The sequence below is a fragment of the Bdellovibrio sp. genome, from assembly GCF_036384735.1.
Lineage (GTDB): Bacteria > Bdellovibrionota > Bdellovibrionia > Bdellovibrionales > Bdellovibrionaceae > Bdellovibrio.
In genome coordinates this window covers 1-14,459 of sequence record NZ_DASVLT010000005.1, presented here as the reverse complement: position 1 = coordinate 14,459, position 14,459 = coordinate 1, and the positions used below count along the sequence as shown (strand labels likewise).

Here is a 14,459-nt window from a genome sequence, read left to right as displayed (position 1 = left end):
TAGGAATAAATAGAAAGACACGAGATGAACATTCAAGATCGTCAAAACAAAATCATCGCTGACTTTTCTGCTCACACCCAATGGGAAGATCGCTATAAGAAGATCATTGAGATGGGAAAGGCTTTGCCAGAGATGCCAGAGGCATTAAAAACGGAAGCAAATGCCGTAAAGGGATGCCAGTCTCAGGTGTGGTTGCATGCGGCTTTGAACGATCAAGGCCAAATGGTTCTTCAAGGGGATAGTGACGCTTTGATCGTGAAGGGGCTTGTGGCTTTGCTTTTGAATGTTTATTCCGGATCGACTCCTGCAGAAGTGCTTGCGACTCCACCAGAGTTTTTGAAGGCCTTGGGCTTTGAGGGCAATCTTTCCCCGAGTCGTGCGAATGGTCTTCATTCGATGCTCAAACAAATCAAAAACTATGCGATGGCTTTTGATTATCTTCTTAAAACAAAACGCTAATTAGTGTTTTGATCGTCACATCCTCTTTTTTAGCTTCGATTTGAGGTCGAGGTTTAGCGAATTTCTGTTTCTTTTCGAGACTTTGTAATGTGGAATTAACAATTATTAATTCCATACTCATTCGGGATTAATCAGAACAGTTTACGCTTAAACTATAAACCTTTGAAGGAGGTCGTTATGAAAAGTCTTATCGCTACAATGATCGTTCTTGGTTCCGTATCCGCTTTCGCTCAAGGTGCACCAAAAGGTGATCACCCATGTAAGCAAATTCTTTCGGCTTGTGAATCTGCGGGCTTCGTAAAAGGTGAGCATAAAGAAAAGAAAGGTCTTTATAAAGACTGTATGCAACCAGTTCTTGCAGGTCAATCTGTTGCTGGTGTGACTGTCGGCTCTGATGTTATTGCTGCTTGCAACGCTAAAAAAGCAGCTCACAAAAAATAGTTTTGATTTGATTTGAAAATAAAAAAAGGGCTTCATAGCGAAGCCCTTTTTTTATTTTGTAAATGTGAGTTGTGAATCTAGATCGTTGCGTGGACTCTGTGTGTGTCGTCCATATCGTCTAGATAATTCAAGAACTCTTCGACGTCTTTTCTTTGCTCGTCAGTAAGTTCCGTGATGTTTTTTGCTTTGTATGAAAGCTCTGCCTTTTCGATTTTCCAGCCCCGTTTTACCAAAGCATCACGAACGGCATCTAGGTCGCTTGAGCCTGTGAAGAACTCGTAAGAACCATCATCGTTTTTAGAGACTTCGTTAGCACCCGCTTCGATGGCTTCTTCGTCTGGATCAAATGTTCCAGCTTTAGTGCCCTCGATTAAGCCTACGTGTTCGAACATCCAGGCAACAGATCCTGTCTCGCCCATATTACCTTCATGAGATTTGAAAGCGTGGCGCATATCAGGAGCTGTTCTGTGTTTGTTGTCCGTTTGGCATTCAACGATAACACCAACACCGTGAGGGCCGTAACCCTCGTACATCAACTCTTCGATCACTTTACCGTCATCAAGAAGGCCTGCGCCTTTTTTGATTGCGCGATCAATTGTATCGTTCGGGCAAGATTCTTTTTTAGCCGCATCAATAGCCATACGAAGACGAGCATTGGCTGCGGGATCTGGGCCTCCAGCTTTCGCGGCAACTTGAATTTCGCGCGCGAGTTTTGTGAATATTTGACCCTTTTGTTGGGCTTTCTCTACTTTACCTGCGTTTTTCCATGATTTTCCCATTCCCATATGAAACCAAAACAGGATTTATTTGGCAAGTGGGGGAGCTGCATGTAAAAGCTGGGACATGTTTTCTTTTGAAATTGAAGATGTTTGGGAAAAAATCGAGCGTATTCAGGAATCTTGTGAGGCAGCTTTCAAGTTGAAGGCACCTCATTTGGCTCCGGAAGAGCCTGCAAGGGATATTGACCTCCTGCATCCAAAGTTTCATCCCCCTAAAAAGGGTTTTTCAACCCCCGAGGGGCAAGCTCGCATGCTCCATGATCTGGCCAGTATCGAGCTTCAGGCCATGGAGTTGGGTGTACGGACTTTGGTTGAATACCCTGATGCTCCTGAAGGATTTAAAGAAGAACTCGTCGCGGTGACTGTTTCTGAGGCAGAACATTTGCGTATGTGCTTAGAGGGTATTCATTCATTGGGTTTTAAGTGGGGCGATTGGCCGGTGCACTCTGCATTGTGGAGGGCGGTTTCACAGCAAGACAGTCTGTTAGATCGTATCTTGATTGTGCATCGCTATCTTGAAGGCAGTGGTCTTGATGCCGGCGATACCTTGATTCGCCGTCTTGAAGGATCGTCCGGAAAAGCCACAATCCAGCATATTGTAAAACAAATTAATTTTGAAGAAATCGGTCACGTGGATTTTGGATCTCGCTGGTATCGCGAAATTTGTCGTTCGATGAAAATAGATCCGAACGCTGATTTTCCCGAACGCATGGATTCACTTCGTGCGCGTTTACCGAAACGTATTGAACCTATTAATCACGTCTTGCGTGGTAAGGCTGGATTCACGGATGAAGAGATTCAATATTATGAAAAACTTCGTCTGGACTTTTTAACGCCGCGATCTGAGAACTGACGATCATCACTCCAAGCTGGAAAATGAATTACAAAGGACTCTGCGATAAATCGCGAAGGGCTTTTAGCGCTGCCATAGCCGGTAAAGATGCGCATGAGTTTCTCGCATGAGGTGCTCTGTAAGCTTCTAGAACCGACAGAGTGTTCTGCAGGGCCGTCGAAGAATTTTGTTCCTTCAGATGAAGCAAAAGATCTCGGCAGAGGAGATGACCTTCGCGCAAAGTTTTTCCACGTAAAGAGCCCGCCAGTAAGTTCCAAGACGCGTGAACGATAAGACATCCTCGAACTTCAGCGCTAAGATTTTCTATCAATCCGTTGTTGATTTGAAAGTAGACTTGAATTTCATCGCCACAGAAACGATTTTGCTCGAGAGCACTTAAATGAACAGGATGAATTTTTCCGTGAAAGCTTTTATCAACCGAGGCTTTCAGAATTTGTTCTCGCACCGGATTCATAGATTCCTCCACCGAGATTTTTTCTAAAACGTAAGACCCGTTCAAAAGCTCGCGCGAAGACTTCAAAATCTTCTATGGTGTTGTAAGGGGCTAGACTGACACGCACGGTTCCTGCCGACTGAAGTTTGTGATGCAGGGGATGTGCGCAGTGCAGACCCGCGCGAACAGCCACTCCATTATCGCCTAAAAGATCTGCCAGGTCATGGCAGTGCAGGTTTTTTACGGAAAAAGACAAAAGGGACGAGTGAGGAACCAGAGAATTATTACTGCGAGCCCATCCAAAAAGATCGACCTCAGGGAATGAAGAAAGGAATTTAGCAAATTTATAAATTAAAACTTCTTCCTGACGAAAGTAATCGGGAGCCAGGGCTTCGGCAAATTGCAAAGCTCTGCCAAGGGCAACAGCTTGTTCGATAGGGGGAGTACCGCCTTCGAAGAGCCACGGAGAGTCTTTACCTAACATGCCTCCACCTAAAAAGGTTGGTTCCATCTGGCTTAAAAATTGAAAAGTGGCGCAAATTCCGCCAATACCTGAGGGGCCAAATAGTTTATGACCCGAGAATACGACGGCATCGGCTTGATATTTCGAAAAGCATTGTCTATCGCGAAGGCTGGACTGAGCTGCATCGATAACGGTCCAGGCGTTGTATTTTTTTGCAAGCGCTGTGAATTTCGTGATGGGATTGATATTCCCTAAAACGTGAGAGACCGCAGCCAGTGCTACCAGTTTTACCGGATAAGTCGATAAAGTTTTTTGATATGACTCGAAATCCAACTGCCCGTCCTCTAGAATAGGAATCCAGTGAAGTGTTGCTCCGGTCCTTTGTGCCAATCGTTGCCAGGGCAGAATATTTGAATGGTGTTCGGCCTCTGAAATCACGAGATGTGAATCTGGAGTAAAATGATGTTCAAGGCCGAGAGCGATTTGATTCAGCGATGAAGTGCAGCCGCTGGTGAAAATGAAACCATTTTTGTCGACACCAAAATAATCTGCTGCAATCTCGCGGGCTTCTTCAAATTTTGTGGAGGCCTTCTGCGCTAAAGGGTAAAAGCCTCGATGAATGTTTGCTGTATGAAAGTGATAGTGTTCTTTGACTGCGGCAATTACGTCGTCGGGCTTTTGAGTGGTGGAAGCGTTGTCTAAATAGGCAAAATTTCCCTGCGACTTTAAATTTCTTAAAAGTGGAAAATGAAACCAAAGTTCTTTCATAGAGATTCTCGCTTCTCAGCTGTCATTTGGCCCTGATTTTATCCCTGCCTCATCAACTCGTAATCTTCAGGTGTGCCCACGTCATTATTTAGAAATTGTGGAGGCATATCCACCAAGTGCACATGATAGGGATGGCGACGAAATAAGAACCGTGCGCCTTTTTCGAGCTGTTCTGTTTGCTCGAGAATTTCCGGAATAAAGTGCGAACTGATTAAAAAAGGATGTCCGCGTTCGCCGTTGTATAACGGAGCAATTAAGGAGGGCCCGGGATCTGCCGCGATGAAATGTCGTCTTAAAATATTGAGACTTTGTGGACGAAGAAAGATCTGATCGCCAAGGACAACCATAAATCCATCGACGTTGCCGTGAAATGAACGAAGACCGCTTTGCAGCGATGTCAGTATACCTTTCTTGTAGTCAGTATTTAGGACAAATTCCACATCAAGATCTTGAAGTTCTTCATGAACTTTGCGTGCCTCATGTCCTAGAACGACTATCAGAGGTCCTGTTTTGGATTCTAAAATCGTCTCTGCGGTTCGACGGACTAAGCTTTTATTTTGAAACGGAAGAAGAAGCTTGTTGGGGCCCCCCGTGCGAAGGGATTGTCCCGTAGCCAAAAGAAAGGTCGCAGTCTTTTTTGAATTCATGAGTACCTCTATCGGAAAACGCTAGTGTGGAAAAGAGATGCCGGTCAAACTGCTAGACTCGTGCCTGTTAAATACCAGAAAAACTTTTTGAGAACCGTTGATTTATAGGTGCATTCCAGAGATTCTATGAATGTTGCAAAAATTAAATTCTTCAGAAAAATTCGATCTTCAGTGGCTCCTAATTCTTATATTCGGAGCTATCTATTTTTCATTCGTTCGTAATGAGTTCGTCTTTGAGATGCTATGGATTTTGCCAGCTTTGACATTATTAATGGTTGTGAAAACTCCACTGATGCAAGTTGATATATCTGACAAATTCAAGCTTTCGACGAAGACCGCAGATACTTTATTTTATGTGGTTTTACTTGGATGCTGTATTGGTTATTTGTTAGTTCCGAACCTTATCCCAATCGGAAAGGGCTTGGACCAGAGTTTAGATCTATTTCAATGGTATCTAACACCGTGGGGACAAGATTGGCGTTACCTGTTGGTGGTTGCCCATGGAGTCAGTGCGTATTTGTTATTTAAAATGCGTGATAAGGAAAATCCTTATTCGATATTACCAGCAGTGGCATTTCTGTTGGTGCCAGCAGGAATTTTTATTTCGTCGCAAAATTGGAATGACAGCCTGAATTTGCTTTTGATTATTATGGCAATAGGGAGCCTCGAGAAATCTCGTTTAGGCCTTTTCTATGCGTCGCTGAATCTTCTGTTAATGGCGTCACCCTATCATTGGCTGTTTCTTCCGGTTTTCTATGCGCGTTTAGGGCAACGACAGCCTATTTTTTCATTTCTGACAAAGGCCGCGATCTTTCCCTTGATCACCTATGGGCTGATTTTAGGTTTTAGTTCGGATGTGTTTTCTGGTTTTGTTCGCAGTGTGCTTTCATATCCTGGCATGATTCGTCAGGGAATTGTAATGCAATTTGTTCGATCTTATTTCTTCGGTGGATGGTTTCTTTCTTTGACGTCATTTAAGGCGCTCATCATTGCTTTACTGATCGTATTAGGCTTCAACTGGTCACGCCGTGCTTTGTGGATTTGTCTGTTGGTTTTATTTTTTGGTCTCCCGTATTTTAATCACCTATGGCTTTTATTCGGAAGTTTTCTGATTTTCTACCATCGAGGATTTGATTTACCGAAGTCGCTGCGCGAAATCACCTATGAGACGGCCTGCTTCTGGTTTACGCGTTTGTTTTTGGTGGTGTCTCTGCCATTGCGATACTCTGATTTGATTTACTATAAGAAAATCGGCGAGTACATGTGGCTAGGGCGAGTGCCGTTCATTGACTTCAATTTTGAATACCCTCCACTTGCATTGATCCCGATGTGGATAGGGAAAGTTTTTGCCGCCATCTTTGATAGTTATGATCTTGGAGTTTATCGTCTGGGATATATGGCGATGCTTTTCATTTTAGATCTGTTCTTTTTTAAATTCTTACAAAAAGAGAATTTCAAAAGGCTCATTACTAAGTCAGCATTGTGGGTTTATATTTTAGGCGGTCTGGTAATGGGTGAATTGATTTATGACCGTTTGGATTTACTTTTAGGAATGGCCTTTGTTCTGATGATGTATTGGAGCTGGCAGCGAAAATATATTCAGGCCTTTTCTACAGCCATTGTCGGAGCTTATTTTAAACTTCTTACATTGATTACCCTTCCGTTAACAGTGATTGATCTTTGGAAATCAGAAAAGCCTCGTAAAGAAAAGATTGAACTTCTTGTTGGTGCTGCCAGTGGATTCATTCTGTGCTTGGGATTGTGTCTTGTTTTCTTTGAGGATAAATTTGTGTACTTTCTGATTTATCATCGCAATCGTGGTCTTCAGGTAGAAAGTCTTTGGTCTTCGATTTTGTATTTTGTAACATTTTTAAAATTAGATTTCATGCCTTACTTTGCGACAGTTTCAAATTATGGGGCTTTGCACGTACGAAATGCCCCGAACTTTATGGTGATGATCGCGACCTTGGTTCCTGTTGTTTTACTTCTTTTGGTTTATTGGATTCATTCGATTTCAAGCAAGGTCCGCAATGATGAATGGCGTGAAAAGCGATTGTTCTTTTTAGCGGTCCTTGTTTTTACGACTTTTGGAAAAGTACTTTCGCCGCAGTATTTGATTTGGACTCTGTGTTTGTATCCGTTTTGTCATTTCGATCTATCCAAAAAGATGGATCGATGGTTGACTGGAATGTTTGCCCTGTCTTTGATTCTGACAGGTGTAATTTTCCATTTCTATTTCTTTGTGATGATCTTAAGGCCGTGGATGTGGGGACTTATTCTATTAAGAAATCTTTTATTGGTCGCAATGATTCTTATCGAATTTTGGCAGATGTGGCCTTCTCGGGATCATAGATCAGAGCATACACATCCACCGACAAGGCCGGAGTCATAGGCATCGAATCTACAAGGATTCTTGTCCAACCAGCCGTCAGACCATCGGTTTCGTTCAAATGTACAGTAGGTGATGCCAGCGCAAACTCGTAAATTGAATTGACCGTGTGATCTTTGAGGTATCCTTCAATGCGTTTTAATTCTTTGTGATAGTAGGATGGCATAATGGCAGAATATCCCACCGAGATAATTTGCCCCGGTCTGCGGAAAATGAAAAGTGGGCGATCAAATTTCGTGCGATCAAGATACTCGGTGATAAGATTCATCTCTTTACCCATCATCAGCTGAATCGGATCTTTGCGTAAATATTGAAGACTGAAGTAAAATTGCACAAGACAGACAACAGTCAAAATAGCAATTTTCTTTTTACCTTCACTAAATGCAAAAGCTGCAGCCAGAATCAGAAGAACTGAAAGGGGCATAAAAAGACGATATTGAGTCGAGAATCCCGCTCTGCCAAAATGATGCGCTAATAAAAGCAGGGCAATGAAGAGCCCGTACAGGAATGAAGTCATAAAGAAGATTTTATCTTTACGATTTTTAGTCATCGCACGAGCAACAAAATAAATTCCTACCAAACCTAGTACATCCAAAAAAACGGAATACACAGATTTATATTCAAGAAACATATACTGAGCAAATTCAGGCGCATGTTTTAAAATGTGACCAAGGCTAAACGGAGCATCCTTAGGATCGTTCTCGAACTGGTTCCAAGTTAAACATCTTTGCACAATGGCTGGAAGAAGTAGTAAAGGGGAAAAAATAAGAATCCAGTTTCCTTTGATATCTTTCAGAAGTTCTTTCTTACGATCTGCATAAAGTGCTACTGCAACGAAAATAAAAATCATCATGGATTCGTAACGGATTTGGGCAAAGGTGATGCAGGTTAAAGCCAGACCCGTGAGTGTTTCCTGATTGGGATTTTGCATGTAAATCCATAACGCCATGAATGTCCAAATTCCAAAAACCAAAGAACAAAGATCGAATCCTGCAGAGGCCGCATGAATAGCCACGGATCCGTTAAAGGCCAATAAAGTTATTATTAAAAGCCGAACGAAGAGATTCTTTTTCTCAAGAAGGCAATACGCCGTGAATAAGAGTGCTGCAAAGAGAAGGAAATTCAGGGTGAAGATATTTTTGGTCGCGACTCCGAACAGCCAGTGTAAGCAAGCTGTCAAAAACGGAAACATCAGAGGTCGGGTTGGAATTTCATTCTGAATATGTTCATAACCGCCGTTTGCCAGATAAATGCCCTGGACGTTGTTGACCGAGTAAAAACGCGTGGCGATCATTCGTGAAACAGATAAGAGATTTGTCTCGTCACTGAGGACTTTAAATCCCACTGGGACAAACGAAAAAATAATTCCAGCCAAGGCAAAAGATGCGATCAGTCCGGTCCAGTGTTTTTTAAATTTGTTGATAAGGATTTTTCGATATACAGCGACAACATAATAGAGCCACAAAGCAAAAGTAGCAGCGGTAAAAATCGCGGCATATTTGATAAAATAATCATACATGCGCAGTTTGAAGATCAGCGCCTGTAAACCAATGGTGGCAGATATATTTGGTATTGTGTGGGACAAATCCAATGGCAACTCCGTTTGACCATTGTGAAGCATAATCTTTAAAGAATTGTGGATCCATTCAATGCTTCAGTTTGAATTAGCGATGACTACAATTCCAAACTTGCTTCATTTGATTTCCACGAATTCCCATGGTTGAAGCTAAAGCGTAACATTCTGGACGTTGATTTAAAAGGCGAGTTTTATTATTGCTCCAGCAATACCAACGCATATCGTCGGCATTTTCTGGATCATCATTTAGATTCGCGAAGTGGTCACAGATATCTACAGTTAAATCACTTTGGTTCTCTGTTAAGCATCCCCAGTTTGTACCAAGCTCTTTGGCGCCTTCGTTTTCACTTTTAAGAATACAGGCAGCCAGATTTGACCCGGCAAGCAGGCTTGCGCGATAAGGCTTTAAGAGATCGCGAGCACTGAGGTAGAGGCGCATGCGAAGGTTCTGATCCCGTGTTCCAAGGGCTCCAGAGATCCAGCCCATGTCCTGTTGACTCCAATGGCCTTTCATAACTTGCAAGGCGATGGTTCTTTCATAAGGCTGCTGTGGGTTCATGATTTTGTCGAATAAAAAGGATTTCGTATCTTCATTTAAAGTCGGGTAGCAAGCAAGTGTCAGCATGAAGTAAGGTGAGACCGAACTAAGAGTTGTGATTTTATCAAGACTCAGGTTTTGAAGGTCTGGCTCTTGCTTTAAGATACCACAGATTTGACTGATCTTAGAATAATTCAAGTCTTGAGAATAAGCTTGATCCAAGAGCTGAGTGACACGACGAAGTTTCGTGGTGTTATCGATGAGTCCCAGTGAAGAAGAAACCTGCAAAACTTCGTGTTGAATTGTAATCAGGTTGCGATTGTCTGCGGCAATCTTATTCAAAGACTGACTGAGCGAATTTTTTGTTGAAGGGTCTAGGAGGTCCGTCAGGGAAGCTTTGATCTGGCTGACTTGGCTCGCTAAAGAGTCAAAAAATCCTGTGACTTTCTTATCTGAAACAATCGTGCGAAGAGCTTGTGTTTGGGTTTTCGAATCTTCACTGCGTAGCTGGCAAAAAAGCTGACGAGATCCAGCATCCAACGCCTTTGTTGGAATTGTTTCGCGGTAATTGGTGTCTTTGAACTCTCTTTGTAGAGCTGCATTGGGAGCATCTGAAAGATATTTTAAATGAGAGTCGTAGGACCCAATATCATTCAAGTAGCGGCGAAGAAGCGGGGCTGCGGATGCGCCTAACGGACCCGTGCTTGAGAATCCGTAAAGTTTTTTTGAATTGTTGAAAATCGCCGAAAATCTTTTCTCAAGACTGAATCCCTGTTGAGTGTATCTTGAGGCTGCCACTTGTTCGGCAAAATCAAGAGGGATGCCATCTTCAATCAAGACATTTAGGTATTGATCAATTGTGCGGTGATCTTTGGTCTGAGTTGCTAAAGTGTTGCAACCCATTAGATAGACTTCGCGAGGGTTTTGCAAAATACCCGGGCAAGTATTGCGGCAACTTGCTTGTTCCATTTCTGCGATACCGATGGTTTGCGAAGTGCCTTCGCCAAAAAACAAGCCACCGAAGTGTCCTGAAATCAGAAGAACGTCGCATTGAATTCCGCTGTCACAGGCTTTTTTAAACCACAGCGGATCCTTGGTATCTGGAACCAGTTCGATAAAATTAAACCCTTGGGTTGAAATGCTTTTTTTAAAAGTTTCCAGTTCGTCAGATGAATTAAGGGTCATGCTACAAAAATTCTTAGCCTGCGCCAATGAAGCGGAAAGAATCGATGCGCAGAGAGACAATCCGAGTAGATATTTTTGCAGTGATTTCATGGGATCGTTCAAAGCAAGGTATGGGCCGTAAATTTGAAGAGTGGCTGTTAAGTTAAATTGATTTCAAATCAGAAATTCCCTCGAATGGCGCAAGAGGGGCGTCACTGTTCAAACTTTATTCAGGAATCAGGTAGCCGCGTGTACGACATGCTTGGGATAGCAAAGCAGCCTCTTTCCACGTAAGAGGATTGCTGGCGGCACCTTTCAGGTACCAAAAAATCTTCCACTTTTCGAGCAGGCTTAGAGAGCAAAATCCCGTGTCAACATAGCAGGATATATGACTGTCCATAGCTTCATGGAAGAGCTGTTTGCAAGAGACCTGATCGGACACTTCGCCGACACGAACCTGCAAACATTCACGAACATCTTTAAGCCAGATTTGCGAATTCTTAGAGAATGATTTTTCGTTATTTAAAAATTTGCGACAGTAAGGATCGCCGAAGTTTTGCCAGTAACCTGACGGACCGCAGGTTTGTTCTTTTTCTTTGCAGCGATAAAAGTCACAAGAGTCAGCACTTGGTTTGCAATCTGCAAACGAGAGCGTTGGTATAAGAAGAAGGAGTAAAAAAATGAAACGCATATTAGTCGAGTGTTTCATCGTCTTCTAGGAAGCGCCATTTGCCTTCAGGAAGTTGACCCAAGCGGATCTTACCAATACGTACCCGCTTGAGACCCGTCACGCGAAGACCCACTGCCTCACACATACGACGGATCTGACGTTTTTTTCCCTCTTTAAGAATGAAACGAAGTTGATCTTCATTGATCCATTCAACGATGGCGGGCTTTAAGGCTTTTCCATCTAAAGACAAACCATGACGAAGAAGCTTCAATTGGTCCGGAGGAAGTTTTCCTTCCACACGAACGATGTACTCTTTTTCAACTTTGGATTCTTCACCGATAATTTTCTTAGCGATACGACCATCTTGAGTGAAAAGCAGAAGACCTTGCGAATCGATATCCAAGCGACCGGCTACAGCAATGCCTTTGAGATGTTCAGGCTTTAACTTTGTCTTTGAAGGACCGAACTGATTTTCTACAGTCAAAAGTCGAATCGCCGGGGTGTATTGAGGTTCCGGCTGGGCAGATACATAACCGATGGGTTTATTTAAAATGATCGTGGCTAGACGCTTTTGCTGTTTTAAGGCTTGTGCTTCTAAGGTGATTTTAACATTTGGATCGACCTTAGTGCCCAACTGATCGATCTTTTCTCCATTAACAAGGACTAGGCCCTGAGCGATGTATTCGTCGGCCTCACGGCGAGAGCAAATGCCTCTTTCAGCCATTAACTTCGACAAGCGTACTTTTTCTTCGCTCATAGGCGGATCTCCGTCCAAAGGTTATCCATCTCGTAAAGACGAATATGTGCCAGATCTTTCTCTGAAAGTCTTTCTTTAAGTTTATTCAGAAAATACAGGGCAATGTTTTCAGTCGTGGGGATCGCCGTTTTAAATTCAGGGATCACGAAGTTTAAATGTTCATGATCAAGCTTGTTACATAACTCTTTTAGGAGCTCCCGATAGGTCGCCAACTTTGAGGAAAGCTCTTGATCGGGGATATGGAAGCCCACCTCGAGGGTGTAATTATGACCATGCCCGTGCTCGGTAAAACACCTGCCAAAGTGCTTCAGGTTTTCCTCGTCACTCCATTGAGGCTGATAATACAAATGAGCGCTGCTAAAGCGTTGCTTTAAGGTCACGATCATAGAAGATTAATTCCTCCATCGACGGGTAAAGAAACTCCTGTAACCCAACTGGATTGCTCAGATCCCAAGAAATAGATCGCTTTTGCGATGTCTTCTGGCTGACCAATACGACCTAAAGGTTGAAGAGATTTCATTTTGTCGATGACAGCATTTTTTTGCTCAGCTTCTAGCGAGTGAAAATGATGAATAGGGGTGTCGACAATACCTGGGCATACGCAGTTCGCACGAATTTTGAATGGCCCCCCTTCGATGGCAAGACTTGCAGTCCAGTTCACCATGGCTGCTTTCACTGCGGAGTAAGCCGACGTCGGCCCCTGAGGACGCAGCCCTAATGTTGAGGATACATTCACGATCTGTCCGCCGCCTTGAGTTTTGAAGTAGGGAAAAAATGCACGAGTCAAATGAACGGGTGCTAGCATATTGATGTTGAACTGAGTTTGCCAAAGTTCATCACTGCCTTCTTCCGTAGAGTGGCGGGCGAAGATGCCAGCATTATTTACGATAGTTTCAATTCGATGAATTTTTGCCGTGAGCATTTCATTGATGCGTTTATCTAAAGCTTTCATGTCGGTCATATCACAGGCCACTAGGCTGGCGCCGCTTCGGCATTTCAATGCAACTTCTTCAAGGCGGTCTTTATTGCGAGCCATGAGATAAACGAAATAGCCGTTTTTAGAAAACTCAATAGCAGTGGCTGCGCCGATTCCGCTGCTGGCGCCTGTGACGAGAACGGCCTTTTTCATACTTGCTCCCACGTTCTAAAATTGGACTCATGGTAGCAGAGGTCCAGGCCGATGAGAAGTCATGGCATTGCGCGAAGCTATATCAATAGGAATGAAGTATTTTATATTCGGTCTGGCGATCTTTGTGGCTTTTTATGGCCATTTCTAATCCCCTAAAAAAACAAAAAGCAGGGTGGGAATCCCTGCCTTTGCTTGTTCCTCGATTTTGTCAAAGAACCTAACGGAAGATAGCTGCCTTAACTTGCTGCGCTTTACGCAGCTTTTTTCGCAGCGGTATAGTGATAGTACTTCTTGTCGAAGTCTGGAGCTCTCATGCCCTCTTTTGTGATCAAACCTGCTTTGAACCAGTCGAAGTGTTCAGCGCAGAAGCCAGCTTTTTCAGCTTTCTTTTTGCAGCCTTCACCGCAGCATTTTGATGATTCAAGAGAAACGACGTTGTTTGGAATTTGCTTTTCGAATTTTTTGTCAGCCATTTGAGTAACCCCCAGTTGACGATCTTAAGCTGGTTAATTGTCTTAAGACATAGAGCTTATCGGCGATGGTCTCGTGGACTTTAGTTGGCAATAAAGATTTTCGGATATCTCAATATGATACGCTCGCGATCGGCTGTATTCTTGCTAAGACATCTTGTATGAGGAATTTCGCGCTGTTGTTTTCATTTTTATTTCTATCTCAAGCCTTTGCCGACCTTTCTCGTTGGCAAAAATGGGAAGTCGAGCGCAATGATTTACACTTAAACCCTGCAGCCTATCAGGCATTGCCATCTAAGGCGGAACTGCAATCGTATCAAACTGAAACACTTTATGTGTTAGAAGTGAATCCTGAAAAAGTTGATTTCATCAAAGCTCAAAATATTCAACCAGACTTCTTCGGAAAATTTAAAACGCCCGAAGGGAAGATCAAATTCTATATTCACCCAAAGGCCACAGAGCTTTTTAAAGATCTTATTCCTTTAGGAAACCTTAAGACCGTGCAGGTTCGTCCGACGACATCGCCGCGAACTTTCTTTGTTGGTGATGTGATGGTGAAAGTATCGTTACCGCAAAAAATCAACGGAGCAATTCGCACAGTTTACCCTCTGCAAATGTCCCGTGCGACGGCGATCAGTGACGAGATGGCAAAGATTCCGGATTTTTATTATCTCGAAGAACCGCTTGCAATCTTTGATAAAACACCTGATAGCCCTTTTGGATTTATCGCAAGAAAAATTCCACAAGACCTTATTTCTGGCGAGAAAACTTTAGTGCCTCTTTTGTCTTACACGGCCTCAGCACCAGATGGATCTTTATTGGAAAAAGATGCTGCCACTCGAGGAGTGACTCCCGAGGATCTCGTTGTGAATGAGGTGATTCCGGCACTTATTGAAAACTTCAAAAAAGCCGCCTCTTATGGG

General features: G+C 43.2%; 16 protein-coding genes. 5 read left to right on the top strand and 11 right to left on the bottom strand.

The features are described 5' to 3' along the window. The first annotated feature begins 24 nt into the window (after positions 1-24). A complete protein-coding gene (locus VF412_RS00325) occupies positions 25-459 on the top strand; it encodes a SufE family protein (RefSeq protein ID WP_331337193.1) in 435 nt (144 codons plus the stop codon). Positions 460-636: 177 nt separating this feature from the next. After that, complete coding sequence (locus VF412_RS00320; protein ID WP_331337192.1) at positions 637-900, top strand: hypothetical protein; 264 nt, start codon at positions 637-639, stop codon at positions 898-900. Positions 901-977: 77 nt separating this feature from the next. Here the strand turns inward: VF412_RS00320 and VF412_RS00315 are convergent, their stop codons facing one another. Then, complete coding sequence (locus VF412_RS00315; protein WP_349258987.1) at positions 978-1,679, bottom strand: YebC/PmpR family DNA-binding transcriptional regulator; 702 nt, start codon at positions 1,677-1,679, stop codon at positions 978-980. A 64-nt stretch (positions 1,680-1,743) separates the two neighbouring features. On the opposite strand from VF412_RS00315, the gene VF412_RS00310 reads away from it, so the two are divergent. Then, complete coding sequence (locus tag VF412_RS00310) at positions 1,744-2,532, top strand: DUF455 family protein (RefSeq protein WP_331337190.1); 789 nt, start codon at positions 1,744-1,746, stop codon at positions 2,530-2,532. Between the two features lie 28 nt (positions 2,533-2,560). On the opposite strand, the gene VF412_RS00305 is transcribed toward VF412_RS00310, so the two are convergent. The 3 genes from VF412_RS00305 to VF412_RS00295 are packed head-to-tail and all read right to left on the bottom strand — an operon-like array spanning position 2,561 to position 4,843. Beyond that, positions 2,561-2,986, bottom strand: coding sequence for an iron-sulfur cluster assembly scaffold protein (locus VF412_RS00305; protein WP_331337189.1), 426 nt, complete (start codon positions 2,984-2,986; stop codon positions 2,561-2,563). Then, complete coding sequence (locus VF412_RS00300; RefSeq protein WP_331337188.1) at positions 2,946-4,196, bottom strand: aminotransferase class V-fold PLP-dependent enzyme; 1,251 nt, start codon at positions 4,194-4,196, stop codon at positions 2,946-2,948. The genes VF412_RS00305 and VF412_RS00300 overlap by 41 nt, the downstream gene beginning before the upstream one ends. 38 nt (positions 4,197-4,234) lie before the next feature. After that, positions 4,235-4,843 carry a nucleotidyltransferase family protein gene (locus VF412_RS00295; protein WP_331337187.1) on the bottom strand — a complete coding sequence of 203 codons (609 nt, stop codon included), beginning with the start codon at positions 4,841-4,843 and terminating at the stop codon, positions 4,235-4,237. A gap of 130 nt (positions 4,844-4,973) precedes the next feature. Between VF412_RS00295 and VF412_RS00290 the strand changes: the two genes are divergently transcribed. After that, a complete protein-coding gene (locus VF412_RS00290) occupies positions 4,974-7,235 on the top strand; it encodes a hypothetical protein (protein ID WP_331337186.1) in 2,262 nt (753 codons plus the stop codon). On the opposite strand, the gene VF412_RS00285 is transcribed toward VF412_RS00290, so the two are convergent. From VF412_RS00285 to VF412_RS00255, 7 genes are all read right to left on the bottom strand, one after another. Then, positions 7,156-8,853, bottom strand: a complete 1,698-nt coding sequence (locus VF412_RS00285; RefSeq protein ID WP_331337185.1) for a hypothetical protein — start codon at positions 8,851-8,853, stop codon at positions 7,156-7,158. The genes VF412_RS00290 and VF412_RS00285 overlap by 80 nt on opposite strands. A 43-nt stretch (positions 8,854-8,896) precedes the next feature. Then, the gene (locus VF412_RS00280; RefSeq protein WP_331337184.1) at positions 8,897-10,531 is read right to left on the bottom strand and encodes a hypothetical protein; all 1,635 of its coding nucleotides are present in this window, start codon (positions 10,529-10,531) and stop codon (positions 8,897-8,899) included. Between the two features lie 205 nt (positions 10,532-10,736). After that, positions 10,737-11,201 carry a hypothetical protein gene (locus VF412_RS00275; RefSeq protein WP_331337183.1) on the bottom strand — a complete coding sequence of 155 codons (465 nt, stop codon included), beginning with the start codon at positions 11,199-11,201 and terminating at the stop codon, positions 10,737-10,739. Between the two features lies 1 nt (position 11,202). Beyond that, complete coding sequence (locus tag VF412_RS00270) at positions 11,203-11,937, bottom strand: pseudouridine synthase (RefSeq protein WP_331337182.1); 735 nt, start codon at positions 11,935-11,937, stop codon at positions 11,203-11,205. Further along, positions 11,934-12,323, bottom strand: coding sequence for a 6-carboxytetrahydropterin synthase (locus tag VF412_RS00265; protein WP_331337181.1), 390 nt, complete (start codon positions 12,321-12,323; stop codon positions 11,934-11,936). The genes VF412_RS00270 and VF412_RS00265 overlap by 4 nt, the downstream gene beginning before the upstream one ends. Beyond that, entirely contained in the window at positions 12,320-13,066 is a 747-nt protein-coding gene (locus tag VF412_RS00260; RefSeq protein ID WP_331337180.1) for an SDR family oxidoreductase, read from the bottom strand. The genes VF412_RS00265 and VF412_RS00260 overlap by 4 nt, the downstream gene beginning before the upstream one ends. Positions 13,067-13,317: 251 nt before the next feature. Then, positions 13,318-13,539, bottom strand: a complete 222-nt coding sequence (locus VF412_RS00255; protein ID WP_331337179.1) for a hypothetical protein — start codon at positions 13,537-13,539, stop codon at positions 13,318-13,320. Positions 13,540-13,697: 158 nt separating this feature from the next. Between VF412_RS00255 and VF412_RS00250 the strand changes: the two genes are divergently transcribed. After that, the coding region (locus VF412_RS00250) for an IucA/IucC family protein (RefSeq protein WP_331337178.1) at positions 13,698-14,459 on the top strand (762 nt) is incomplete at its 3' end.